The 22,159-nt window shown below is 62.2% G+C and carries 19 protein-coding genes; 7 read left to right on the top strand and 12 right to left on the bottom strand.

Translation table 11 applies throughout. From position 1 onward, the window contains the following. The first annotated feature begins 1 nt into the window (after position 1). Together EL234_RS03485 and EL234_RS03480 are read left to right on the top strand one after the other, a co-directional pair. Entirely contained in the window at positions 2–943 is a 942-nt protein-coding gene (locus EL234_RS03485; protein WP_126416165.1) for an ATP-grasp domain-containing protein, read from the top strand. Next, complete coding sequence (locus EL234_RS03480) at positions 940–2,151, top strand: glycosyltransferase (RefSeq protein WP_126416164.1); 1,212 nt, start codon at positions 940–942, stop codon at positions 2,149–2,151. The genes EL234_RS03485 and EL234_RS03480 overlap by 4 nt, the downstream gene beginning before the upstream one ends. On the opposite strand, the gene EL234_RS03475 is transcribed toward EL234_RS03480, so the two are convergent. Continuing rightward, positions 2,148–2,945, bottom strand: coding sequence for a hypothetical protein (locus EL234_RS03475; protein ID WP_126416163.1), 798 nt, complete (start codon positions 2,943–2,945; stop codon positions 2,148–2,150). The genes EL234_RS03480 and EL234_RS03475 overlap by 4 nt on opposite strands. A gap of 9 nt (positions 2,946–2,954) precedes the next feature. Beyond that, complete coding sequence (locus EL234_RS03470; RefSeq protein ID WP_126416162.1) at positions 2,955–3,929, bottom strand: ABC transporter ATP-binding protein; 975 nt, start codon at positions 3,927–3,929, stop codon at positions 2,955–2,957. Between the two features lie 257 nt (positions 3,930–4,186). On the opposite strand from EL234_RS03470, the gene EL234_RS03465 reads away from it, so the two are divergent. Next, a complete protein-coding gene (locus EL234_RS03465) occupies positions 4,187–5,143 on the top strand; it encodes a Bax inhibitor-1/YccA family protein (protein WP_126416161.1) in 957 nt (318 codons plus the stop codon). 75 nt (positions 5,144–5,218) lie between these two features. On the opposite strand, the gene EL234_RS03460 is transcribed toward EL234_RS03465, so the two are convergent. Further along, entirely contained in the window at positions 5,219–8,695 is a 3,477-nt protein-coding gene (locus EL234_RS03460) for a proline dehydrogenase family protein (protein WP_126416160.1), read from the bottom strand. Positions 8,696–9,882: 1,187 nt separating this feature from the next. Here EL234_RS03460 and putP point away from each other — a divergent pair. Further along, positions 9,883–11,481, top strand: coding sequence for a sodium/proline symporter PutP (gene putP, locus EL234_RS03455; RefSeq protein WP_126416159.1), 1,599 nt, complete (start codon positions 9,883–9,885; stop codon positions 11,479–11,481). Between the two features lie 232 nt (positions 11,482–11,713). Here the strand turns inward: putP and EL234_RS03450 are convergent, their stop codons facing one another. From EL234_RS03450 to greA, 3 genes are all read right to left on the bottom strand, one after another. Further along, positions 11,714–12,157: an FKBP-type peptidyl-prolyl cis-trans isomerase gene (locus tag EL234_RS03450; protein WP_126416158.1), complete on the bottom strand. Its 444-nt coding sequence runs from the start codon at positions 12,155–12,157 to the stop codon at positions 11,714–11,716. A 138-nt stretch (positions 12,158–12,295) separates the two neighbouring features. Next, a complete protein-coding gene (msrA, locus tag EL234_RS03445) occupies positions 12,296–12,940 on the bottom strand; it encodes a peptide-methionine (S)-S-oxide reductase MsrA (protein ID WP_126416157.1) in 645 nt (214 codons plus the stop codon). Continuing rightward, a complete protein-coding gene (gene greA / locus EL234_RS03440) occupies positions 12,937–13,413 on the bottom strand; it encodes a transcription elongation factor GreA (RefSeq protein WP_126416156.1) in 477 nt (158 codons plus the stop codon). The genes msrA and greA overlap by 4 nt, the downstream gene beginning before the upstream one ends. A 196-nt stretch (positions 13,414–13,609) precedes the next feature. On the opposite strand from greA, the gene mca reads away from it, so the two are divergent. Beyond that, positions 13,610–14,488, top strand: coding sequence for a mycothiol conjugate amidase Mca (gene mca, locus EL234_RS03435; protein WP_126416155.1), 879 nt, complete (start codon positions 13,610–13,612; stop codon positions 14,486–14,488). 16 nt (positions 14,489–14,504) lie between these two features. On the opposite strand, the gene EL234_RS03430 is transcribed toward mca, so the two are convergent. Further along, positions 14,505–15,413, bottom strand: a complete 909-nt coding sequence (locus EL234_RS03430; RefSeq protein WP_126416154.1) for a PPK2 family polyphosphate kinase — start codon at positions 15,411–15,413, stop codon at positions 14,505–14,507. A 12-nt stretch (positions 15,414–15,425) separates the two neighbouring features. Beyond that, complete coding sequence (gene trhA / locus EL234_RS03425; protein WP_126416153.1) at positions 15,426–16,100, bottom strand: PAQR family membrane homeostasis protein TrhA; 675 nt, start codon at positions 16,098–16,100, stop codon at positions 15,426–15,428. A gap of 125 nt (positions 16,101–16,225) precedes the next feature. Here trhA and EL234_RS03420 point away from each other — a divergent pair, with 125 nt between their 5' ends. After that, the gene (locus EL234_RS03420; RefSeq protein ID WP_126416152.1) at positions 16,226–17,005 is read left to right on the top strand and encodes an isoprenyl transferase; all 780 of its coding nucleotides are present in this window, start codon (positions 16,226–16,228) and stop codon (positions 17,003–17,005) included. A gap of 33 nt (positions 17,006–17,038) precedes the next feature. Here the strand turns inward: EL234_RS03420 and EL234_RS03415 are convergent, their stop codons facing one another. The 3 genes from EL234_RS03415 to xseA are packed head-to-tail and all read right to left on the bottom strand — an operon-like array spanning position 17,039 to position 19,528. Further along, entirely contained in the window at positions 17,039–17,995 is a 957-nt protein-coding gene (locus EL234_RS03415; protein ID WP_126416151.1) for a carbohydrate kinase family protein, read from the bottom strand. Further along, on the bottom strand, positions 17,992–18,252 hold the full coding sequence (locus EL234_RS03410) for an exodeoxyribonuclease VII small subunit (RefSeq protein ID WP_126416150.1): 261 nt from the start codon (positions 18,250–18,252) through the stop codon (positions 17,992–17,994). The genes EL234_RS03415 and EL234_RS03410 overlap by 4 nt, the downstream gene beginning before the upstream one ends. Before the next feature lie 25 nt (positions 18,253–18,277). After that, positions 18,278–19,528, bottom strand: a complete 1,251-nt coding sequence (xseA, locus tag EL234_RS03405; RefSeq protein WP_241969073.1) for an exodeoxyribonuclease VII large subunit — start codon at positions 19,526–19,528, stop codon at positions 18,278–18,280. Between the two features lie 109 nt (positions 19,529–19,637). Here xseA and EL234_RS03400 point away from each other — a divergent pair, with 109 nt between their 5' ends. Continuing rightward, positions 19,638–20,780 (top strand): 4-hydroxy-3-methylbut-2-enyl diphosphate reductase, encoded by a 1,143-nt coding sequence (locus tag EL234_RS03400; RefSeq protein WP_126417233.1) that lies wholly within the window; start codon positions 19,638–19,640, stop codon positions 20,778–20,780. A gap of 105 nt (positions 20,781–20,885) precedes the next feature. Here the strand turns inward: EL234_RS03400 and EL234_RS03395 are convergent, their stop codons facing one another. Next, positions 20,886–22,115 (bottom strand): DNA recombination protein RmuC, encoded by a 1,230-nt coding sequence (locus EL234_RS03395; protein ID WP_126416149.1) that lies wholly within the window; start codon positions 22,113–22,115, stop codon positions 20,886–20,888. Positions 22,116–22,159 lie beyond the last annotated feature (44 nt).

Raw genomic sequence — 22,159 nt, 5'->3', positions numbered from 1 at the left:
CATGAAAATCTTGTTAACTGGCGCTGGTGGTCCGGCTGGCCGCGCACTGTATCCGCAGCTGGTCGACCGCGGCGTGGACGTGGTTCGAGTGGACATGGCGGGTGGCGAGGGTATCGTGGCCGTTCCGCCGGCTCGGCACAAGAATTTTATTTCGTTCATTAACGAGCTGGTTGATACGGAGGGGATCGACGCCGTCATCCCAACAGTGCAAGAAGAGCTCCCGGTTTTCGCGGCAGCAACAATGTTTGTGCCGGTGTTGATTTCGGAGCCGAACGCGGTGGCGATCGCTGACGACAAGTGGCTGACCTATCATGCGCTGAATCGCGCAGGGGTGTCGGTTCCACGGTCGACGACGCCGGGTGCGCTCGATACTCGGACGCTCGGCTGGCTCGGGGATCGCGTTATTTCTAAGCCGCGCCGTTCGCGCGGCGGGCGTGGCGTGATCGTGCACGAAAATCCGCGAGCCGACGAGCTGGCTACACTCCCGGAGGATTCGATTATTCAAGAGTTCGCTCCCGGTGAGGAATACGCGCCGAACGTGTTCGTCTCAAACGAGCGTACCGAGTGCGTCGTGCTGCGGAAGACCGCCCTGGCTTATGGACATCACGGTAATGCGGTGGCCACGGAAGTGGTTGACGAACCGGGGATCGCGCAGTTGGCGATCGACGCCGCGCGGGCGCTTAACTTGCGCGGTCCGGTGGATGTCGATATCCGGCGTCGTCGGGATGGAACACCGGTTGTGTTGGAAATCAACGCGCGCTTTGGCGCGAACTCGGCGAAAGCGCCAGTGATCGTCGAGGCCGCACTCGAACTGTTGGCTAACGCGCAGCCGAATCTGCGCCGCATGCCCGAACATGATCTGGATAAGGACGAGATTGGACGCTGGCTTGATGCGCAGGCTGCGATGAGCGCGCCGGCCGGCGAGGGGGTTGACAGCCAGTGACGTGGCTTTATGTACTTGTGGCGATTCCGTTCGCGATCTCGGCGGTCGTGGGCATGATGATCACAGCGGGTGCGCTGCTTTCTCAGCTTCGCCCGCGGGTCGAGCCGGCAACGAGTTCACCCAATCCGAAAGTGTCCGTGATCATTCCGGCCTACAACGAGGCCGTGGTACTCCGGCCGTGTTTGGATTCGATTTTGGAATGCGAATACGAAAACTTGGAGCTCATCGTCGTCAACGACGGTTCGACGGACGACACGGCCGAGATCCTGGCCGGTTACGAGAATCGGGCGATCATTATTAATAAGCCGAACGGCGGTAAAGGATCAGCGCTCAACGAGGGCATCCGGCACGCAACAGGGGAGATTTTGGTGTTCGTCGACGCCGACGGCGTGTTCACCAAGCACACGATCCCGAACATGCTTGCCGGGTTCCGGCACAAGAACGTGGGCGCCGTGTGCGGAAACGATCAGCCGATCAACACGCACAACGTGCTAACGAAAATTTTGGCGTTGATGACGCACACGGGAACCGGGCTCGCACGCCGTGGGCTCGCCCTGCTCGGCATGCTCCCGATCGTGGCGGGCAACTCGGGTGCTTTCCGCGCGTCGGTCATCCGCCAAATTGGCGGCCTGCGCGAGGACACGCTCGGCGAAGACCTCGAGCTCACGTGGCGCGTACAAGAGGCCGGCTACGAGGTTGAATTCGCGCCCGACGCCGTCGTGCTCGCCGAAGTGCCAGACAACCTGCGCTCCTTGTGGAAGCAACGCGTGCGGTGGACGCGCGGCCTTATTCAGACCACGCGCCTGCACTGGCGTGAGTTCTTCCGCCCGTCGGCATCAATGTTCCACCTTTACCTGCCGATCAATTTGCTCTTGCAGCTCGTCCAGCCGATTCTGCAGCTTCTTGCACTGATCGGGCTGCCCATCTTAGTGGCCGTGGGAATCGCCGACTTTGGAGACTGGACGGCCACCTTGCCCAGCCTATGGGTGGTGGCCGGTGTGAGCGTCACCCTGGTTAACATCGTGATCGCACTGATCCTCGATCGTGCCTGGGATCGCTTCGCCTTCCTGTGGGTCATTCCGCTACTGTTGCCGTTCTCGATCTTCCTATCCTGCGTCGCCCTTGCGGGCCTGATCGCAGAGATCAGGGGCGTGGAGAGCAAGTGGAACAAGTTCGAACGTACGGGTGTCAGAACGGTGACCGCTTAGATGTCGCGCCTACGGTATGCGAGCCAGCCGAGAACCACGACGACGGTCGTGTAAGCTGCGAAGATCGCGACGGCAATCCACGGTTCGGTAAACAGCCGTAGCTCTTCAGGGATGTCGGTGTAGCGCATAATCCCCATCTGCAGCAGGCCCGAGGGCGTGATCTGCGGGTAGACCTCGCGGAAGAAATCCATAGGGATGACTCTGAACAGGTCGATGACGTAGAGCAAACCCACCATGAGTGAGATCGTGCCCGCGGTCGAACGCAGAATATATCCGAAGGCGGTTGCCATGATCGAAACCATGACGAGGCAGAGGAACATGGCGATGTAGGGGCGCCAGCCTTCGTCGAGCGCGTCGAACCGGGGTGGTGCCAACGTCTGGATGAGCGCGCTGAACACGATAAGTGTGAGTGTGAGCAATGCGCTGACCGTGGCCGAGGCGGACATCTTCGCAAAGAAGGCCCGGGTGCGGTTCGAGTCGGCGAGTGCGGTGGTGCGCATCGTGTTGTGCGAGTACTCGCTGGTGACGGCAAGGCTGCCGATAATGATGACGAAGAGCATGATGAGCGAGGTGCCACCCACGATCGAATCCGATGTGGTGTACGGGACGTTGCCGCGGGTAGCGGACAAGGTTTGGATGCTCAAATACATGACGAGCGCGAGTGCGCACGTGATCGTGATGGCGCGCGTGTTCAGCTTCTTCATTTCGCTCACGAACGAGCGGCCAAACGTGGGGCGGAACGTGCTGGCGCCGAAGCGGCCGGCGAAAGTTGCGAGTGCTTGTTCGGTGGTCATCGTTAACTCCTAGTTGTGCGGTCCGAAGTTGGTGGGGCCGTTGTGCGGTCCGAACTGGGCGGGGCCGCCGGCATTAAACTCGACGGCGCCGGAGGTCAGCTCCATAAAGACGTCCTCGAGCGAGGAATGAATCTCAGTCAGCTCGTGGACTTCCAGGCCCTTGGTGTAGAGGAGGTTGCCGATCTGTTCGCGTTGGGCGCCCGGCACTTCGAAAGCTCCGGTGGGGAAGGAGTTCGACGCCGGAAGGTTGGTCACCTGCCAGTTCGCCTCGGTCAGGGCGGCGTGGAGCGCTGCCATGTCCGGGCCTTGCACCCGGACCCGCACGCCGCGATCCGATTCGGTGAACCGGGTGATCGGGCCGGCGTCGATGAAACGGCCGCGGCCGATAATGATGAGATCATCGGCGGTCTGCGACATCTCGCTCATCAGGTGCGAGGAGACGAGAACCGTGCGCCCTTCGCGAGCTAGCTCGCGCATCATGTGACGTACCCAGCGTACGCCGTCGGGATCAAGGCCGTTGACGGGCTCGTCGAAAATCAAAACTTGGGGATCGCCGAGCAACGCCGTCGCGATGCCAAGGCGCTGGCCCATGCCGAGCGAAAAGCCGCCAATCTTCTTCTTCGCCACGGAGGCTAGGCCGGTCATGGCGATCACTTCGTCCACGCGGCCTTTCGGGAAACCGTGCGTGGCTGCAACGATCTGCAAGTGCTGGCGTGCCGTACGACCGGGGTGGAATGCCTTGCCGTCCAGCAGGGCGCCGACCATGGTCAGCGGAGAACGAAGCTTGCCGTACTCCACTCCGCGGATGAGAACCCGGCCGCTCGTGGGGCGGTCAAGGCCAACGATACAGCGCATCGTGGTGGATTTACCGGAGCCGTTCGGGCCAAGAAAGCCCGTCACGGCTCCCGGGCGCAAAGAAAACGAAAGATTGTCAACGGCGCGTGTTTTGCCATAATCCTTCGTCAGATTTTCGACGGTGATCATGGGAACCTCCCTGTGTAGTGCTTTAATTTCGATCGTAGAAGTCCGCGCAGGTGAGGGCGGTCATACTCGGGCGGGATTTTCTGTTGAAGCCACTCAGCCCCGTAGCCTGAGAACATCACAGTGCGGGCACCCACAAGGCGGAGGCTGGGACTTTTTTCCTAGCGCGGAAAACGTAGCGCGTACTCTTGCCTTAACTTACGGCTCCGTTAGGATGAGACACGAGTAAGTTGTGATCCTAAACAATCCAGGAGGCTCCTATGAGCAATCCGATTATCAGTAACAACCCGTATTTCAAGACGGGTCAGCAGCGCCCCAACCAGGCGCCGCAACAGTACACCGGCCAGCCTTACGGGGAACAACCATATGGCGGCCAGCCGTATGGCGGTCAACAGTATGGTGGCCAACCATACGGCGGTCAACCGTACGGCGGTGATCCGTACGCGGGTCAGCAACACGGCGGTCAGCAGTTCGGCGGCCAGCAGTTCGGTGGCCAACCATACGGCGCTCAGGCCTTCTCCGCGCCCGTAGAGCGCATGACGTACCAGGACGCTCTTAACAAGATTGCTATCTTGCTTGGGCTGACCGTCATCTCTGGTGTGGCCACGGCAGTGCTCTTGCCTCCGACCCTGTGGACCCCGGTGGCCGTGGGCGCCACGGTCGTCGCGTTCGTCGTTGGCCTTATCCTCGCGTTCCAGCGCATGGTCAAACCGGGCCTAGCCATCGCTTACGCCGTGATGGAAGGCGTGGCGCTCGGCGGGATTACCGCGGCTTTCGAGCTCATTTTCCCGGGTATCGCATTCCAGACGATCCTGGCCACCGCGATCATCGTGGGCGTGACCGTGGCCCTGCACTATTCGGGCGCGGTGCGCACGTCATCAAAGGGGCGCAAAATTGTTCTGGCCGTCATGCTCGGCTACCTGGTCTTCTCGCTCGTCAACATCCTCCTCATGGTTCTGGGTGTTTTCGACAACCAAGCCTGGGGCGCACGCGGATACGAGATCGCAGGTATCCCGCTCGGCGTGGTGCTCGGCGCAGTCATGATCCTCGTGGCTGCCTACGTGCTCATCGCCGATTTTGAAGACATCAACACGGCGATCGTCAACGGTGCTCCCAAGGAGTTCGCCTGGACCACCGGTATCGCTATCGTCATGACGATCCTGTGGATCTACGTTGAGGTGCTGCGTATCCTCGCAATTTTCGCGTCGAACGACTAACCTCTCTCATAGTAAAGCCGGGGTATCGACGATACCCCGGCTTTACTATGCGCGGGTGAGATCACCCGCATCCGATTAGATCACCCTGTCAAGCAGCGGCGTGTGGTCGCCGAACCTGTGGTTCGTGGCAGCCACGGCCTGCTCAAGGAAGAACGGACGCAGGTCCACCCGGCCGTTAAACGTAGCCGGATCGGAATAGATCGCCACGTCGACTGAGCCGCCCACAGCCCGCGCGACCTCAGCCGGATCATCACCAAAGTAGCGGATCTTCCGGACGGCGGTCGGATCGGCTTCCAGATCGGCCAACCAGGTGTCGCGGTCTACGGTGTCGACGACGGCGCCGACCCCGCGTAGCGCCTGGGCTACCGTGTCGCGTAGGTCATCGCCGACCGACACGGTCACCTTCGTCCCGCCAGCAGCAGCGCCGGCAATCATCGGGGCCGCCTGCCACCAGTCTTCCGGATCCTCGATGCGCACGAGCACGTCGGTGGGCCGGTAGCGGAACACGTTCTTCTCAACGCCCAGTCCGCTCACGTCAACCTCAGCCAGGTAGATGTCGTCCACGGCTTGCTGCACCGAACGCAGGGCGTGCCGGAAGTCGGCCACCGCCGCGGCGTCGTCGATCTTGCTGTGCAGCTCGTCGAGGGCGGTGAACCCTGGTAGGTGCAGGGCGCCGAGCTGGTCGGGCTGCGTGCGCGGGGCGGGTGCCACGTTAACCAGGCCGATCAGGTGGTTTGGCCCGCCGGCTTTCGACCCTGTACCCACCTGCGAACGCTTCCACCCGCCAAACGGCTGGCGGCGCACGATCGCCCCCGTGATCCCGCGGTTAATGTAAACATTGCCGGCTTCGACCCGTTCGAGCCAGTAAGCAATTTCTTCTGAATCCAGGGAGTGGATTCCGGCGGTCAACCCGAATTCGACGGCGTTCTGCACGGCGAGCGCCTCATCGAGCGTGTCCACCCGCATGATCGCCAGCACCGGGCCGAAGTATTCGGTCATGTGCGCGTCGGCGCCGGGCTTGACGCCGTCGCGAATGCCGGGCGACCACAGCCGGCCCGTGTCATCCAGCTGGCGCGGCTTAAGCAGCCACTTTTCGCCAGGTGCCAACTCTGTGAGCCCGCGCTTAAGCTTGCCAGCCGCCGGTTCGATAATCGGCCCCATTTCCGCGGTCGGATTGGTGGGATAGTCGACCACGAGCGAATTCGCCGCATCCACAATCTGATCCAGCAGCCGCTTCGACTCGCCCATCGGACCAACCAAGATCGCGAGCGACGCCGCCGAACACTTCTGCCCGGCGTGACCGAACGCAGAATTGACCACGTCTTTCGCGGCCAAATCAATGTCGGCCTGCGGGGTGACGACGATCGCGTTCTTACCCGAGGTTTCGGCCGAAATCTTCAGGTCGGGCTGCCAAGAGCGGAACAGCTTCGCCGTATCAATCGAGCCGGTGAGGATCACCTGGTCGGAGCCGGTGACGAGTTCGGTGCCCACCTCGTCCATGTCATCGGGATGCACGTCCACAAGAATGAGCGCCTCGCGCGGCACCCCGGCGTCCCACAGCGCTTCGGCGATAACGGCGCCACAGCGGCGTGCCTGCTCGGCCGGCTTAAACAAGACGACCGACCCGGTGGCCAGCGGCGCGAGCGCCGACCCGGCCGGGATCGCCAGCGGGAAGTTCCACGGCGGAATCGCGGCCGTCAGCTGCTCGGGAGTCACAGCGACGCCGTCGAGCTGATCGAGCTCCTCCGCCAGATCGGCATAGTAGTTCGCGAAATCGATCGCTTCGGAGACCTCGACGTCGGCTTCACCCACAACCTTCCCGCATTCGGACGCAGCCACCTCAATGAGTTGGGCGCGGCGCTCGCCAAGAATCTGCCCGGCACGCCGCAAAATATCGGCTCGCTCCGCCGCAGGCCGATCCGCCCACGCCGTACTGTTCTCGCGCGCCTTCGCAATGATCTCCTTCATCTCCTTGGCGCTACGCACACGAGCCGCATCGGCGGTCTCGGTGCCAAGATCAGAATCGGCCATCTTCGCAAAAATCTCTTTCGCCCACTCGACGTTCGCCGGCAGCGACGGATCCGAATCGGGTGTGTTCGCAAAGCTCTCGAGCTTAGGCACCGAATCGGTCGACCGGTTTTGCGTGCGGTTCGGACCGAAGTGAAGATCGGGGACGTCGTCGTTCGTATTATCGAGCTTCGCATCCGGGAACGCGCCCACAACACCCGTAGCAAAACGATTCCGCTCGCGAGCAAACACCGTGTCGTCGCCCGCAATATCGAAGACGCCGGACATGAAATTCTCCGGGGCGGCCGACTCTTCGAGGCGCCGCACCAAATACGAGATGGCGACGTCGTAATTGTTCGGGTCGACGACGGGCACGTAGTACAGGATCTGGCCGACGTCCTCGCGGATTGCCCGCGCCTGATTCGTGGCCATACCCTTGAGCATTTCGACGTCGAAACCCTCCGTGATCCCACGGGCCTTGGCAAGCTTGAGTCCGAAGGCGAGCGTGAACAGGTTCTGCCCGGCGATACCCAAGTGGACGTTCGCGATGTGTTCGGGGCGCAGAGCATATTCGAGGACGCGCATGTAGTTCGCGTCCGTCGCCGCCTTCGTGGGTTGCACGGCCAGCTTCCAGCCGTGCATCGCGGCGTCGACCCGCTCCATCGGCAGGTTCGCACCCTTGACCAGCCGCACCTTGATCGGGGCGCCGCCACCGGCCACACGCTTGGCTGCCCACTCCTGCAGGCGCTCCATGGCCGGGAGGGCGTCGGGCAGGTAGGCCTGCAACACGATACCGGCCGTCAGATCACGGAACTCGGGCCGATCCAGCAGCTTCGTGAACACGTCGATCGTCAGGTGCAGATCGTGGTATTCCTCCATGTCCAGGTTGACGAACTTGCCGCCGTCCTTCGCCGTGTTAAACAGCGGCAACAGGCCTTCAACAGCCTGGTCGACCGCCTGATCGTACCCCCACGGGTTATGCACACCAAGCACCGACGAGACCTTGATCGACACGTAGTCGACGAAATCGTATTCCAACAGTTCTTTCACGGCGGCAAGCCGGGCGCTGGCTTCCTTCTTGCCCAACACGGCCTCACCGAGCAGGTTCAGGTTGAGCCGCGAGCCATCGGACCGCAGCTTACGGACTGCCGGGCCGAGCTTCTTCGGCGTCGTGTCAAGAACAAGATTGCCCACGAGCATCCGAAACACGCGGAACGCAGCCTCGGTGATGAACGTGGGAGAGACCGGCGCAAGAGTGCCACCAATCTTCGCCGGAGCAGACAGCCACATGGGCAAGAATCCGGTGCCGCGCGTGGTGAGTTTACGCAAATTCTTCGCACGAGTAGCCGGGTCCTCGGGCCGTATCACGCCGTCGACGAACTGAACCGTGAAGTCGAGCCCGCCGTCGTCGGACAACACTTGCGATAAAAGCTTGCCGGAACGATCCTCCGGAAAGTCGGCCGAGCGTTTAGCCCACATGCGAGCCTGCCTGATCGCCTCGTTGGCGATCTGCGCGAAATCGACGTCGTTTTTCACAGCTGACATATATCTCCCTCAACTTAATCGGGTGGCCATTCCAGATCGCTAGCATGCCATCGTTGGCAGCGTGCCGCCCTTGGCACCGCTGGAATGTTTACAGTGTAGTGTATTTCGGGCCTGAGCAATAGGTTCGAAGGGCAAAAGCTTTGGACTGTGATGTCTCGCGACATAGTTCCTGTGTCGCGAGATATTTTTTGTTGTTTTTGGCGCGGGGGTGTCTCGGGACATCGTTCCGGTGTTGGTGGACAAATATGGGGTTAATGGCAGGCTGGTTCGGGTGTTTAATGCGGGGATACTTCACCGAGTCCGCGTAACACATGACCAGGCGTAATCTCATTGCTGAAAAGCAGGAAATTGGCCCTTTTCTCATGTGTTATGCGGAGTGTGCCGAGTATAAGCCCCGCTGCGGGCTCTCTTAGTGGCTTACCACGGGTGGCTTGTTGCGGCGTTTTTGCCAGGGGAGATAGAACGCATGAGCGGGTGCGGGTTGAGGCAAGTGTTGACCGGTCGTGTGGTGGGTTTCTGCTTTAGTAGCAATGAAAACGGATGCGACAGCCTTCGAGTCTGGATTGATTGCTGTGGTAGCAATAGCGCGTGAGAAGGAGCGCCTGCGGCATGACCCATACTCGGTGCACTCCGCGTAGCAGGTGAAAAAACGCTGATTTTCGTGCTTTTTGGCAATGAGATTACGCTAGGTCACCTGTTACGCGGACTCGGTGCGATATCCCCGCACCGAAGAGCCAAGCCCACCATAGGGTTAGAGGACAAACGGGAGCAGTACAACGCATTCCCGGGGTACCTGTTTCGTTCCTGGGGTAGACAAATCGCCGGATTAGGTACCCCAGGAAGTGAACGCGTACCCCCGGAACGATGTCGTGAAATCACACAGCAAAAGCTTTGGACGACGACAGCCTCGGACAGCCTCAGCTGAAACAGGCGGGATCGTAACCGGAAGCCCTCCGTCTGCCCACGGCCGCAGCCGTCGCGGCCTACCCACGAGGCCGAGGCCAGCCCGCCGTCGGGAGCCGCCGCCAGCCGAGGCCAGACCGCCGTCGCGAATTTCAAGTTTTTCTTTAAAAGTCTTGACGTCAAAAGGAAATGTTGTAGTGTTCTACATAACTGGTAAGTCGCTACGCACTGCGGGAACTGGTAATGGCGCCAGTCCGCGCGGCATCTAACGCAAAGGGGATATTATGAGCGATACCACGTGGCAGATCATTACGATGGTGATCTACTTCCTCGTCATGATCGGCATTGGTCTGTGGGCGTACAAGCGCACCACGGACGTCGACGACTACATGCTTGGCGGCCGGCAACTCAACCCGCTGGTGGCCGCACTTTCTGCCGGCGCGTCAGACATGTCCGGCTGGCTCCTCATGGGCCTGCCCGGCGCACTCTACGTATCCGGCCTCGTAGAATTTTGGATTGCGATCGGCCTGACCGCCGGCGCCTGGCTCAACTGGAAGTTCGTGGCGCCGCGCCTGCGCTCCTACACGGAAGTATCGAACAATTCGATCACGGTGCCGTCCTTCCTTGACTCACGTCTGCGCGATTCCACGCACGCGCTACGCATCGTGGCCGGCCTGATCATCCTGTTCTACTTCACCTTCTACGTCTCGTCTGGCATGGTCGCCGGCGGCACCTTCTTCGAGGGCGCGTTCGGCGTGGACTACCGTGCGGGCATGATCCTCATCGCTGCGATCACACTGTTCTATACGCTCGTGGGCGGCTTCCTCGCCGTGTCATACACCGACGTCGTGCAGGGGCTCATGATGATGGCCGCACTGGTCTTGGTGCCGGCCGTGGGCATCGCACATGTTGGCGGTTGGAACTCAATGATCGACAAGGCGCGCGCGGTCGATCCCGACCTGCTCTCACCGTTCGCAGGCCTCACCGCCGTCGGGCTCATCTCGGCACTCGCCTGGGGCTTGGGATACTTCGGCCAGCCGCACATCATCGTGCGCTTCATGGCGCTACGGAATCCGAAGGAAGCCGTCTCGGCCCGGCGTATCGGCATCGGCTGGATGCTGCTCGCCGTGTTCGGCGCGCTCGGCACCGCCTTTGTTGGCATCGCGATCTTCCGGTACGAAAACAACCCGCTCGCCAACCCGGAGCAGGTATTTATCGTGCTCGGCCAGCTGCTGTTCCACCCGTTCATTGCCGGATTCATGCTGGCTGCGATCCTCGCGGCAATCATGTCCACGGTCTCGTCCCAGCTGCTGGTCAGCTCGTCCGCACTTATCGAGGACGTCTACATGACGTTCACGAACCGCAAGCTCGACGCGAAGAAGGGCGTCATGCTCTCCCGCCTCGCCGTGGGTGGCATTGCCGTGTTGGCGGCCGGGCTCGCGTGGACGCCGAACGACACGATCCTCGGACTTGTCGCCTTCGCATGGGCCGGGTTCGGCGCGTCCTTCGGGCCGACGATCCTGCTATCGCTGTTCTGGCGCAAGCTCACCGGCTTCGGTGCGCTATCCGGCATGGCGATGGGCGCGGTGACCGTGGCCGTGTGGGGCAACATCGACGGCGGTATGTTCGACCTATACGAGATCGTGCCGGGCTTCATCGTCAACCTCGTCGTCACGATGGTCGTCTCGCTGGTGACCTACCGTCCGAACGCGATCATCGAGCGCGAGTTCGACATGGCGGCCGAACTGGCCAAGGATTGGTCCAAGCACGCCGAATACGAGGCGCAGATGATCGAGTTCCGCCGCAACAACCCGGACGGATACAAGCCGCGATCAGCGACTCTACGCACCGAGGACGGCGGCGAAATGGAGCTACCGAAGTAACGGGCCCAAAAGTCGCTTGTCGCGTAAAGGTTTCGGGTTGTGGTCAGTGGCCACAACCCGAAACCTTTTGTGGGTCTGTTAAGGCGTCTTGGATGTTGGCCGGATTCGTCACGCACGCCGGGGCGCCTGTGTGCCAGCGCCGTCCCGCCTGCCGTCGCGCCGTCGCTGCCTGGCTGGTCTCCCGGATCATTCTCAACCGGTGTGCTGACTGCTTCCCAGCCGGAGCGCCGGTTTAGTTGTCGTGTAGCGTGTTGAAGTTGAACGCCGAATCTTGGATGCCGGTGATGTCGACGACGAAGACGAGCGTGTCGTCGCCCTTAATACCTGCACGCGGGTTGCCGGCGGCCCCGTAGCCCTTGAACGGGGGTACCGAGATGAGGAGGCGGGTGCCGATCTGGCGGCCAACCAGCGCCTCATCCCACGCTTCGATCACCATGCCCACGCCGATCGGGAACACGGCCTTGCCCTCACGGTAGTAGGACGAGTCGAAAATGGCTCCGCCCCAGATCTGGCCGTGGTACTCGCATTCGATTTCGTCGCCGGCGCGCACCACGCGCCCGTCGCCTTCCTTGAGAACCTTAACGCGCAAACCCTTGGGGGGTTCCACATCCTCCGGGAAAATGATCTCGGGTATCTCGCCGAATTCGCCCTCGACGGTGGGAAGAATGACGTCCATAACCAGCCTTTCGAAAGTGTAGGTTCGTGCCTATCCTACCGGCGCCGCCGGCTCGCTGCCTAGCCTGCGGCCGGGCCAGCGCCTGCCAACCCGGCGCCCGCCGGCTCGCTGCCTAGCTCGTTGCGTCTAGCTCGCTGCCTAGCCTGCGGTCAGCCCAGCGCCCGGCATCGGGCAGGCCAGCCCGGAACGCGCATGACACCGGTACCCGTTCGGCACCTTGATCAAATACTGTTGGTGTTCCACTTCGGCCGGGAAATATCCGGTGGTGTCGGCCGCGTCCACAATCTCGGTGACGATCTCGCCAAGTCCGGCCTCGGTGAGCACGGCCTGGTACGCCTCCCGAGAGGAAAGTGCGAGATCGGCCTGCCCCGGCGTCGTCGGAAAAATAGCGGAACGATACTGGGGGCCGACGTCGTTCCCCTGCCGGTTGAGCGTGGTCGGATCGTGGCACTCCCAAAACGTTTTCAGGATGTGTGCCAGCGTGTTGCCGCCGGCGCGGTAGACCACGCGCACGGTCTCAGTGTGGCCGGTCAGGCCCGTGGTCACCTCGAAGTAGGTGGGGTTCGGGGTGGCTCCTCCCATGAAGCCCACCGAGGTCGTCACCACTCCCGGCAGGGCCCACATAATTTCCTCAACACCCCAATAGCAGCCGGCCGCCAGGAAGATTTCTTCCTCGCCGGGCCCGGCGGGCGCGAGCATGTCCGTGCCAAGCGCAAGATGGGCGTGCGGATTGACGAGCACGGGCGTGGAGCGCCCGGGTAGCCCACCAGCATGTGTGGTCATCGGGCAGGCTCAATCTTGATGATCTCAACCGCGAACTCTTTACCGTTCGGTGCCACGTAGGATGTGTTTTCGCCGACCTTCTTACCCATGACTGCCTCGCCAAGCGGGGCTGATTCGGGGTAGACGTCCACGTCCACCCAGTCGTTCGCTTCGCGCGAGCCGAGCATGAACACTTTCTCTTTGCCATTCACGGTTGCCGTAATGATTAGGCCGGGTGCGACGACGTCCGTGTTCTCGGGGGCGTCGCCCACTTCGGCGTGTTCGAGCAGATAGGTGAGCTCTTGGATGCGGCCTTCCATCTTCGACTGCTCCTCGCGGGCCGCATGGTAGCCGCCGTTTTCTTTCAGGTCGCCTTCGGAGCGGGCGGCCTCGATGCGTTCGGCAATCTCTTGACGCCCGGTGGTCTTCAAGGTGTTGAGCTCGTTGGTTAGCCGGTCGTACGATTCCTGAGAGAGCCACGTGGTGTTTGCCATGAGAATCCTCCTTGTGGGGTGTACGCCGGTGGCACACCCGTCGATAACATGCCACTCCGGCATGGTCTTTGCCAGAGGATAGCACCGAAATTCGCGGCGTTTCAATAAATCTCACGAATGTTAGCTGGCGGCGCATCATCGCAAAGTAGTTGAAAGTGTGCATATAATCGCCGGTGTACCCGTAACGAGGAGAAGCATGACCGACGAACGTAGACTCATGGCCATTCACGCCCACCCGGACGACGAAGCGTCCAAGGGCGCTGGGATGATGGCGAAATATGCCACGGCGGGTCGCGTGAAGGTTGTGACGGCGACGGGCGGAGAGCGCGGCTCTATTTTGAACCCGGCGCTGGCTGGCGACGCCGATATCCTCGCCAACATGGCGCAGGTGCGGCGCGCTGAGATGGCGGCCGCCGTCGCCGCGCTCGGAGTGGAACATTCGTGGCTCGGATTCGTGGACTCGGGCTTGCCCGAAGGCGATCCGTTGCCGCCCTTGCCTGCGGGCTGTTTCGCACTCGAGCCGTTCGACGACGTCGTGCGCGCGCTTGTTCGGGAAATCCGCGAGTTTCGTCCGCAAGTTGTGACGACGTACGACGAGAACGGTGGCTATCCACACCCTGACCATATTCGGGTGCATACGGCCTCCATCGCGGCGGTGACGGCGGCCCGTGACCCGCAGGCGTATCCGGAGGAGGGTGAGCCGTGGATGGTGTCGAAGGTGTACTACGACATCAGTTTCAACGCGGCGCGTATGCAAACCTTCCACGACACGCTTCTTGAACGGGTAGGGCATAGTCCGTTCGCGGATTGGCTGGAGCGGCGTAAGGGCATGCCGGTGACTCGAGCGTCGGCGCGTATTCATGTGGCCGATTTCTTCGCCCAGCGCGATGGTGCCCTGCGTGCTCATGCTACTCAGATCGATCCGAAGGGCTTCTTCTTTGCGATGCCGCGCGATATCGAAGCTGAGGTGTGGCCGTGGGAGGAGTTCCGTTTGGCAATGACGAACGTTGGAACGGCGCGCGGAGTTGAGCAGGACTTGTTCGAGCGAGTGCCCGGAGTTGAACCGTTAGTTTAAGGCCGACGCCGTTGGACTAGAGCTTGCGCTCAGCCGATAGGGCTTCCTGAGCTGCGGCGACGTCGTCGGGATGCATGGTCGCGAGCAGGCGTTCCCGTTCGGCGTCGAGATTCCACGTGGGTGTCGGCCATTCCTGGTTGAGGCCGGCGAGCGTGTGAATGAGCAGCTCGGTGACGGCCAGGCGCGCATACCACTTGCGGTCGGCCAGCACGACGTACCAGGGTGCGTGGTCGGTGGACGTGCGGTCGAACATCGCCTGATAGGCCTCCTGATAGGCGTCCCATTTGAGCCGGGTGTCAACGTCGCTGGGTGAATACTTCCACCATTTGTCACCTCGAGCGAGCCGTTCGGCGAGGCGTAACCCTTGTTCGCGATGCGAGTGCATGAGCGCCACCTTGATGAGGGCGTAGCCTTCGCGGGTGAGTGTTTCTTCGAAGTTGTTGATTTCCTCGTAGCGGGTTTCGAGTTCGGCAGCGCTGACTAGGCCGTCGACTCGGGCGACGAGCACGTCCTCGTAATGCGAACGGTCAAACACGCAGATCTTCCCGGGAGGTGGCAGTTTGCGGATTACGCGCCACAGGAAATGATGGGAGAGCTCTTCTTTCGTAGGAACCCCAAAGTTGGCTACATGGACGCCTTGTGGGTCAACCATGCCGAGCACGTGGCGGACGATCCCGCCCTTGCCCGAGGTGTCGAGCCCTTGCAAGATGAGCAGCACCCGGCGTTTGTCGCCGACCCGTCCGTTTGCGAACAGGCGCTCTTGGAGGTCATCGAGTTGTTCTTCGCGGGCGGCCATGTGAGCGACGCCGTCGGCTTTATCGCCCGGCCAGCCCGGGGTGGCGCGGTGGTCGAGCGTGGAAAGGTCGAAGCCTGCTCCTGCGCGTAGCGCAACTGTTGGGTGTGTGGTCCAGTTCGTCGTCGTCATCGCCTACCTCCGTTACCTGAAGATCGCCAGCCAGACGGACACCGAATGGCAGGCGTAGCCGATGACGGTGCCGACGTGGAAGAATTCGTGGAAGCCAAAATATTTCGGCCACGGATTGGGCCAGCGCATTGCATAGAACAGGGCGCCGATCGTGTAGGCGAGCCCGCCGGCGAGCAGCAGGAAGAAAATGGCTGGCCCGCCGGAGCGCCAAAAGTCGGGCAGGAACCAGACGGCCACCCAGCCCAACGCCACGTAGAGTAAGGTTTGGAACCAGCGCGGGGCGTCGATGTGGAACACATGGATGAACGTTCCCACGAGGGCGCCCGTCCACACGATCCCGAGCACGAGGGCGGCCCGCGCAGGTTCTAACAGCATGATCGACAGCGGCGTATACGTGCCGGCAATGAGCAGGAAAATATTCGCGTGGTCGATCCGGCGCAACACCGCATTCACTCGGGCCGACCAGTTGCCGCGATGGTAGATCCCCGAATTGCCAAACAGCAGCACGGCCGACAGCGCGAAGATGAGCGTGCCGATCCGGGCCGGCACGGTGGGCGCGAAAATGATGAGCAAAATCCCGTTCGCGAGCGCGAGCGGGGCCATGATCGTGTGAATCCAGCCGCGGGCTTTCGGCTTGGGAAGCGAAGCGAAATAGGCTTTGCGTTCGGCGCGTGTCGAAACGACCATTGATTCCCCTTCCGGTCACACGTTGGTTCCATCTTTATCGTAGTAGTCGTTCAGGTGGAGTTCCATGGCCGGTCATGGGGCTAGAATGGTGGCCTAGGCCGCACCTGGTGTAGAAAGGCGGGCAGATGCGCATCCCGGAGTTTCTCTATTCGCTGTATGAACGGCGCCTTATGCGCGAGATTGACGAGGCGCGGATCCCGCGGCACGTGGGCATCATCCTCGATGGCAACCGGCGCTGGGCGCGCGAGCTTGGCTCGTCGGCGGCAGCCGGGCATCGTAAGGGCGCCGATCACGTGCACGAAGTGTTGGGTTGGTGCGAGCAGGCGGGCATCGAAATCGTCACATTGTGGATGCTGTCTACCGACAACCTGAGCCGTAGCGCCGACGAGCTACGCGAACTCATCGGCATTATTGCGGACACCGTCGAAAACCTTGCGAGTACCGGGCGCTGGCAGATCAAGATCATCGGCGATTTGAGTTTGCTTCCCGACGACGCCGGGGAGCGGCTACGAGCAGCGGCGCAGCGAAGCGTCGGTGCACGCAGTAGCGGGGGCGGCGAGGCGATGACAGTGAATATCGCCGTCGGCTATGGTGGCCGCCACGAGATTACGGACGCCGTACGTAAATATTTGCGTGACAAGGCCGCCGACGGGGCGTCGCTCAACGAGGCGGCCGACGGCCTGAACGTGGCCGCGATTACCGCAAACATGTACACGAGCGGGCAACCCGATCCGGATCTCATCATTCGCACGTCGGGCGAACAGCGCATGAGCGGCTTCTTGCTATGGCAGACCGTTCACACCGAACTGTATTTTTGCGAAGCCTACTGGCCGGAGTTCCGCCGTACGGACTTGTTGCGCGCGTTGCGTGATTACAGTGCGCGCGAACGGAGGATGGGGCGTTAGTCGCGAAGCTGCGGCGCAGCCGTCGGCGGCGCGTTACAGCTGGGCGCTCGCGAGTAGTTCGTTGACTTCGTCGCGAGTGGGCGGGTTGGCGCCGCTGCGCGATACTGTGATTGCGGCCGCCGTCACCGCAAACTTGCCAACTGAGGTCAGCAGTGATGGCGAGATCGAGGCGAGCCCGGCGCGTTCGTCGCCAAGCACGGAGATGCGGGCGAGCGAGTCGATAAGCGCGGACATCATGGCATCACCGGCACCCACGGAGTCGACTACCTTGACTTGCAGGGCGGGCAGGGCTACCGATTCGGTCGGGGTGAAGAATTTGACGCCGCGGCTACCCATCGAAATTGCCACGAAGGTGGCTCCTGCCGCGAGAAACTCGTGGGCGGCGGCGTCGGGATCGACGGGGTGCCCGGTCAGTTCTTCGAGGTCTTCGGTGGAGGCTTTGACGATGTCGACGAACGGTAGAATCTGCGTCATGTCGTCAATGACAGACTGGGCTGAGCCGAGGATCGATAGCCGGACGTTCGGATCGTAGGAAATCGTGGCATGCTCGTGGAGGAGTTCAAGCCAGCGGCGCACCGTGTGCGAACCGGGGCGCAAGTGGGCGCCGATCGAACCGATGTGAACATGCGTGGGAAGTTCGCCGATGATGTCGACGAGCTGGTCCACGCTGGCCGGCGGTTCCACGTAGGCGGAGTTGACGTCGAAATGGTAGGCGGGTGAGCCGGCCTCGTTGATGGAGGCGATCGCGATTGAGGTGGCATCGGAATCGACGGTGCCGGGGTAGAGGCTCACTCCTGCTGATTCAATATATTCGCGTAGTTGGCTGCCGTCGGCGTCGTCGCCGAACCGGGTGAGCAGGTGGACGCGGCGGCCGAGGCGTGCAAGCCCGACGGCGACGTTCATAGGTGAGCCACCCGGGTGTCGGCTGGCTGTGCCGTCGGCGCGTTTGACGACGTCGATGAGGGATTCGCCGATGACGAGGCAACTCATTGGGAGGCCTCCTTATCGATGTGCGCCTGCGCGGCACGTAACCGTTCGCGTGCGCCGTCGAGCCAGGCTTCGCAGCGCCGGGCGAGCGCTTCGCCGAGCTCCCACATGGTGAGCGCTTCGTCGAGGGGAAGGTTTCCCTGTTCGAGCCGGGTCACGATTTCTACGAGGCGTGAGCGGGCGTCCTCGTACGACAGGCCTGCGACTTTCTTGTCGAGTTCCGCGGGCGTCGTCGCTGACTGCTGTGTGGTGTCTGCCATGTCGTTCCTCCGTGTCGGCTGTCGGCTACGGGCGTGCCGCGCTGTGGGCGGCGTTGATCGTCAGGTCGAGGTGGCCGTCGTGCAGGATCGCTTGGGCTCCTGTGTTCGCGACGGCGTCGGTAACGCTGCCAATCAGTCCTTCCTCTGTTCTTAACACAGCGTAGCCCCTTTTGAGGGTCTGAAGTGGGGATAAAGTCCGAAGACGCCCAAGATCGCTGGTCAGGGAGGTGGCGTGTGTATCGACGATCCGTTCAATGTGGTGGGTGAGCCAGGAGCGCAGGTTGGTAAGGTCTTCGGCGCGGTCGTCGACGAGTAGGTGTGGGGTTGCCATGACGGGGCGTTCGCGAAGTGCATCGAGTTCGACTTGGGCGCCGTGGAGCAGGTTGTCGACGGCGATCCGGCCGCGGCGCACCGTGGTGGCTAGCCCCTGTTTTTCTTCGCCGACGTCGGGAACGATCGCCTTGGCAGCATCGGTGGGGGTGGAAGCGCGGTAGTCGGCGACGAGGTCGAGCACCGGGGAGTCGGTTTCGTGGCCGATCGCGGAGACGACGGGCGTACGAGCAGCGGCTGCGGCCCGGACGAGCCGCTCGTCGGAAAACGGGAAGAGATCTTCAACGGAGCCGCCGCCGCGGGCGAGGACGATGACGTCGACGTCGTCAATAGTGTCGAGTTCTTCGAGGGCCGGGATCATTTGGTCGACCGCTCCCGCGCCTTGTACTTGTACTTCGCGAATCTCGAAACGGACGGCCGGCCAGCGGCGGGTGGCGTTGTTGACGACGTCGTGCATGGCTTTCGTGTTGCGTCCGCAGATGAGGCCGATTTTGCGGGGCAGGAAGGGGAGGGGTTGTTTGCGTTCGGGGGCGAAGAGGCCTTCGGCGGCGAGTTTGGTTTTGAGGGCTTCGATCCGGGCGAGGAGGTCGCCGACGCCGACGGCACGCACTTCGTCGGCCTGTAGGGTGAGCGAGCCGTTGCCGGTCCAAAAGTCGGGTTTGGCGGCGACGACGACGCGGGAGCCTTCCGTGATCGCCGCCGGCAGGGCGTGCGACCAGATTTTGACGGTGATGGACGCCTTTTCTTCGAGGTCGGCGAGCGTGAAGAACTGGACGCGCGCGTTGGGCCGCCGGACAAGTTGGATGACTTCGCCTTCGACCCAGAGCCGAGACATTTTGGCAACATATTCGGATATTTTGGCGGACAGCAGGCGAAGCGGCCACGGCTGGTCCGGGGTGGTCAAATGGGCCATCTGGGGAAGATCCGGCGGAATTGGTGTGCTCACATCGGATAGCCTACTAGTCGGCGGCCGCCGTGGGGATTAACCTCTCAGTGCGAGGGGCGGGAACTACGGGTACTCTGGAACTGTGACAAAAACAGGTGCTTCTACGATCATGCTTCCAACTCCGAGTGTTGGAGCGCCGGCGACCCTTGCGGGGGCGTCAGCGTTTCCGCAAGACATCCCGTCGGAACCGAACGCTGAGGGTAAGCGGATTTTGGTGGCGACGCCGCGCGGCTATTGTGCCGGTGTTGATCGGGCGGTGGATGCGGTTGAGAAGGCGCTCGAACTGTATGGTCCGCCCGTGTACGTTCGTAAAGAGATCGTGCATAACAAGTTTGTGGTAGAGACGCTGAGTAAGCGGGGCGCGATTTTCGTGGAGGAGACGCACGAGGTGCCCGAGGGGGCGCGCGTGGTGTTTTCGGCGCACGGGGTGTCGCCGGCCGTGCATGCGGAGGCGGCGGCGCGCGGTTTGGACACGATCGATGCGACCTGTCCGCTGGTGACGAAGGTGCATAAGCAGGCGGTTCGGTTTGCGGGTGGCGACTACGACATTTTGCTTATTGGCCACGAGGGGCACGAAGAGGTCGAGGGCACGCAGGGCGAGGCGCCCGACCATATTCAGATCGTGAATGGTCCGGAGGACGTCGATAGTGTGCAGGTGCGCGATCCGGATAAGGTGGCGTGGATTTCGCAGACCACGCTGTCGGTTGATGAGACGATGCAGATCGTGGAGATGCTCCGGGAGCGTTTCCCGAATTTGCAGGATCCGCCGTCGGACAATATTTGTTATGCCACGCAGAACCGCCAGGTGGCGGTGAAGAAGATGGCGCCGGAGTCGGACGTGGTGATTACGGTCGGTTCGGCGAATTCGTCGAATTCGGTGCGGCTTATGGAGGTGGCGCTCGAGGCGGGTGCGGGGGCGTCGTATCGGGTTGATAAGGCTGAGGAGTTGCGGCCCGAGTGGTTTGAGGGTGCGAAGACGATCGGGGTGACGTCGGGGGCGTCGGTGCCCGAAATTTTGGTGCGTGACGTAGTCGAGGCGCTCAAGACGCAAGGTTTTACTGAAGTGGTTCCTGTGGAGACGGTGCAGGAGGACGTCCAGTTCTCGCTGCCGAAGAATCTGCGTGCGGATCTGAAGGCCGTCGGCGTGGAGCCGGACAGGCCGCATCGAGCCCGGCCGGCAGCCGAGAAGGGCCGGGTCTCGAACGCGCGCGGGACGGGCAATATCGCGGGGCGTAAGTCGTCGGCCCGCTGACGCCGCGCCGCCCGTTGCCGGCCCGCTGACGCCGCGCCGCTGTCACGGCCAGCTGACGCCGTGCGGCCACCATCGCTCTGATGCGCGCCGTCGGTCGTTGGCTCGCTAGTTTCCTGACGGTTCGGCCGGGCTCTCGACGCCTGCGACTTCCGGTGCCCTAAACTCGCGTATCTGCCCGGAGTCGCCAGATATGTCCGTGGGTGATTCGAGGCCTTCGGCGGATAGTGATCCGAGCTGGCGCGCCTTTGTGAGGAGCCGGGTTTCGAGTGAACTCACCGCTTTGTTGTAGTGGTTGACGGAGGCGCCGAGGGAACGTCCGAGCCGGTCCATGTGCCCGACGAACACGGAGAGCCTGTCGACGAGTTCTCGCCCGAGCCGCACTACTTCGCGGGCCTCGGCCGAGGTGGCCGACGAGCTCCACACCGAAGCGATCGACCGCAGCAGGGCGAGCAGCGAGGACGGGGCGGCGAGCAGGATTCCGTTGGTCAGGGCGTGGTCGAGTAGCGTGGGATCGGCTTGGACGGCCTCAGCTAAAAGTGATTCCGCCGGGAGGAACATGACGGTTACTTGCGGCGAATCTGGGAAGTCGGCTGGATAGTTGCGTTTGATGAGCGCGTCTACGTGCCCGCGCATCGCACGCGCGTGCCGTGTTAACAAGTCGGCGCGCTGCTTTGCGTGGGCCGAATCCCCAGCGGGTAGTTCCATCGCCTCCAGGTACGAATCCATGGGCACTTTCGCGTCGACTGCAATATGCCCATCGCCAGGCAGGTGGATGATGACGTCGGGGCGTAGGGCCGTTTCCGCCCCGTTTGTAAAGCGCGCCGACCCTACCTGGGTATCGAAGTCGACGTGTTCGACCATGCCCGCCGCTTCGATGAGGCGGCGCAGCTGTACCTCACCCCAACGGCCGCGAGCGCTCGTGGAACGTAGGGCCGCGTTGAGTGACGTCGTGGTATCCGACAGTTCTTTCGTGACTTCCGCTTCTCGCTTCAACTGTGTGACGACCTCCGAATGCCGCGCGGCCGTGGCCGACTCGAGGCGGCGCATGTGAGCATCGACTTGGTCGAGTTGCTTCGTGATGGGGGTCAGGGCGCGGAGGACGTCGGCGTCATCGCGTGCGCGTTTAATAAGCCCTTCGTTTTCGGCGAGCAGCTGGTCGGAGCGGGCTTCGGCGGCAGCGGCCCGTACCTCGGCGCCGGCAAGCTTCGCGGCGGCGTCGTTCGCCCGAGCCTCGGCGTCGCGTGCCCGCCCACGTCCCACGTAGAACCCGGCTGCTGCGCCCACCGCCAGGCAAACCATGATGACGCACATCAAAGCAACAAGAGAAATCGTCATAATCGAAGCCTAAAACAGGCCTCCGACAAAATCGGCCGCCGTGC

This window comes from Trueperella bialowiezensis, assembly GCF_900637955.1.
Taxonomy (GTDB): Bacteria; Actinomycetota; Actinomycetes; order Actinomycetales; family Actinomycetaceae; genus Trueperella; species Trueperella bialowiezensis.
Note: the sequence above shows the minus strand (reverse complement) of the source record. Positions and strands in the feature narration are given on the sequence as shown.

Bases quoted from the DNA above. Each gene is read 5' to 3' on its own strand.
- putP (WP_126416159.1), top strand. From the start codon at position 9,883: ATGAGCGATACCACGTGGCAGATCATTACGATGGTGATCTACTTCCTC.
- EL234_RS03460 (WP_126416160.1), bottom strand. From the start codon at position 8,695: ATGTCAGCTGTGAAAAACGACGTCGATTTCGCGCAGATCGCCAACGAG.
- EL234_RS03420 (WP_126416152.1), top strand. From the start codon at position 16,226: ATGCGCATCCCGGAGTTTCTCTATTCGCTGTATGAACGGCGCCTTATG.
- EL234_RS03450 (WP_126416158.1), bottom strand. From the start codon at position 12,157: ATGGACGTCATTCTTCCCACCGTCGAGGGCGAATTCGGCGAGATACCC.
- EL234_RS03415 (WP_126416151.1), bottom strand. From the start codon at position 17,995: ATGAGTTGCCTCGTCATCGGCGAATCCCTCATCGACGTCGTCAAACGC.
- EL234_RS03465 (WP_126416161.1), top strand. From the start codon at position 4,187: ATGAGCAATCCGATTATCAGTAACAACCCGTATTTCAAGACGGGTCAG.
- EL234_RS03485 (WP_126416165.1), top strand. From the start codon at position 2: ATGAAAATCTTGTTAACTGGCGCTGGTGGTCCGGCTGGCCGCGCACTG.
- greA (WP_126416156.1), bottom strand. From the start codon at position 13,413: ATGGCAAACACCACGTGGCTCTCTCAGGAATCGTACGACCGGCTAACC.
- mca (WP_126416155.1), top strand. From the start codon at position 13,610: ATGACCGACGAACGTAGACTCATGGCCATTCACGCCCACCCGGACGAC.
- msrA (WP_126416157.1), bottom strand. From the start codon at position 12,940: ATGACCACACATGCTGGTGGGCTACCCGGGCGCTCCACGCCCGTGCTC.
- trhA (WP_126416153.1), bottom strand. From the start codon at position 16,100: ATGGTCGTTTCGACACGCGCCGAACGCAAAGCCTATTTCGCTTCGCTT.
- EL234_RS03475 (WP_126416163.1), bottom strand. From the start codon at position 2,945: ATGACCACCGAACAAGCACTCGCAACTTTCGCCGGCCGCTTCGGCGCC.
- EL234_RS03410 (WP_126416150.1), bottom strand. From the start codon at position 18,252: ATGGCAGACACCACACAGCAGTCAGCGACGACGCCCGCGGAACTCGAC.
- EL234_RS03400 (WP_126417233.1), top strand. From the start codon at position 19,638: ATGCTTCCAACTCCGAGTGTTGGAGCGCCGGCGACCCTTGCGGGGGCG.
- EL234_RS03430 (WP_126416154.1), bottom strand. From the start codon at position 15,413: ATGACGACGACGAACTGGACCACACACCCAACAGTTGCGCTACGCGCA.
- EL234_RS03395 (WP_126416149.1), bottom strand. From the start codon at position 22,115: ATGACGATTTCTCTTGTTGCTTTGATGTGCGTCATCATGGTTTGCCTG.
- EL234_RS03470 (WP_126416162.1), bottom strand. From the start codon at position 3,929: ATGATCACCGTCGAAAATCTGACGAAGGATTATGGCAAAACACGCGCC.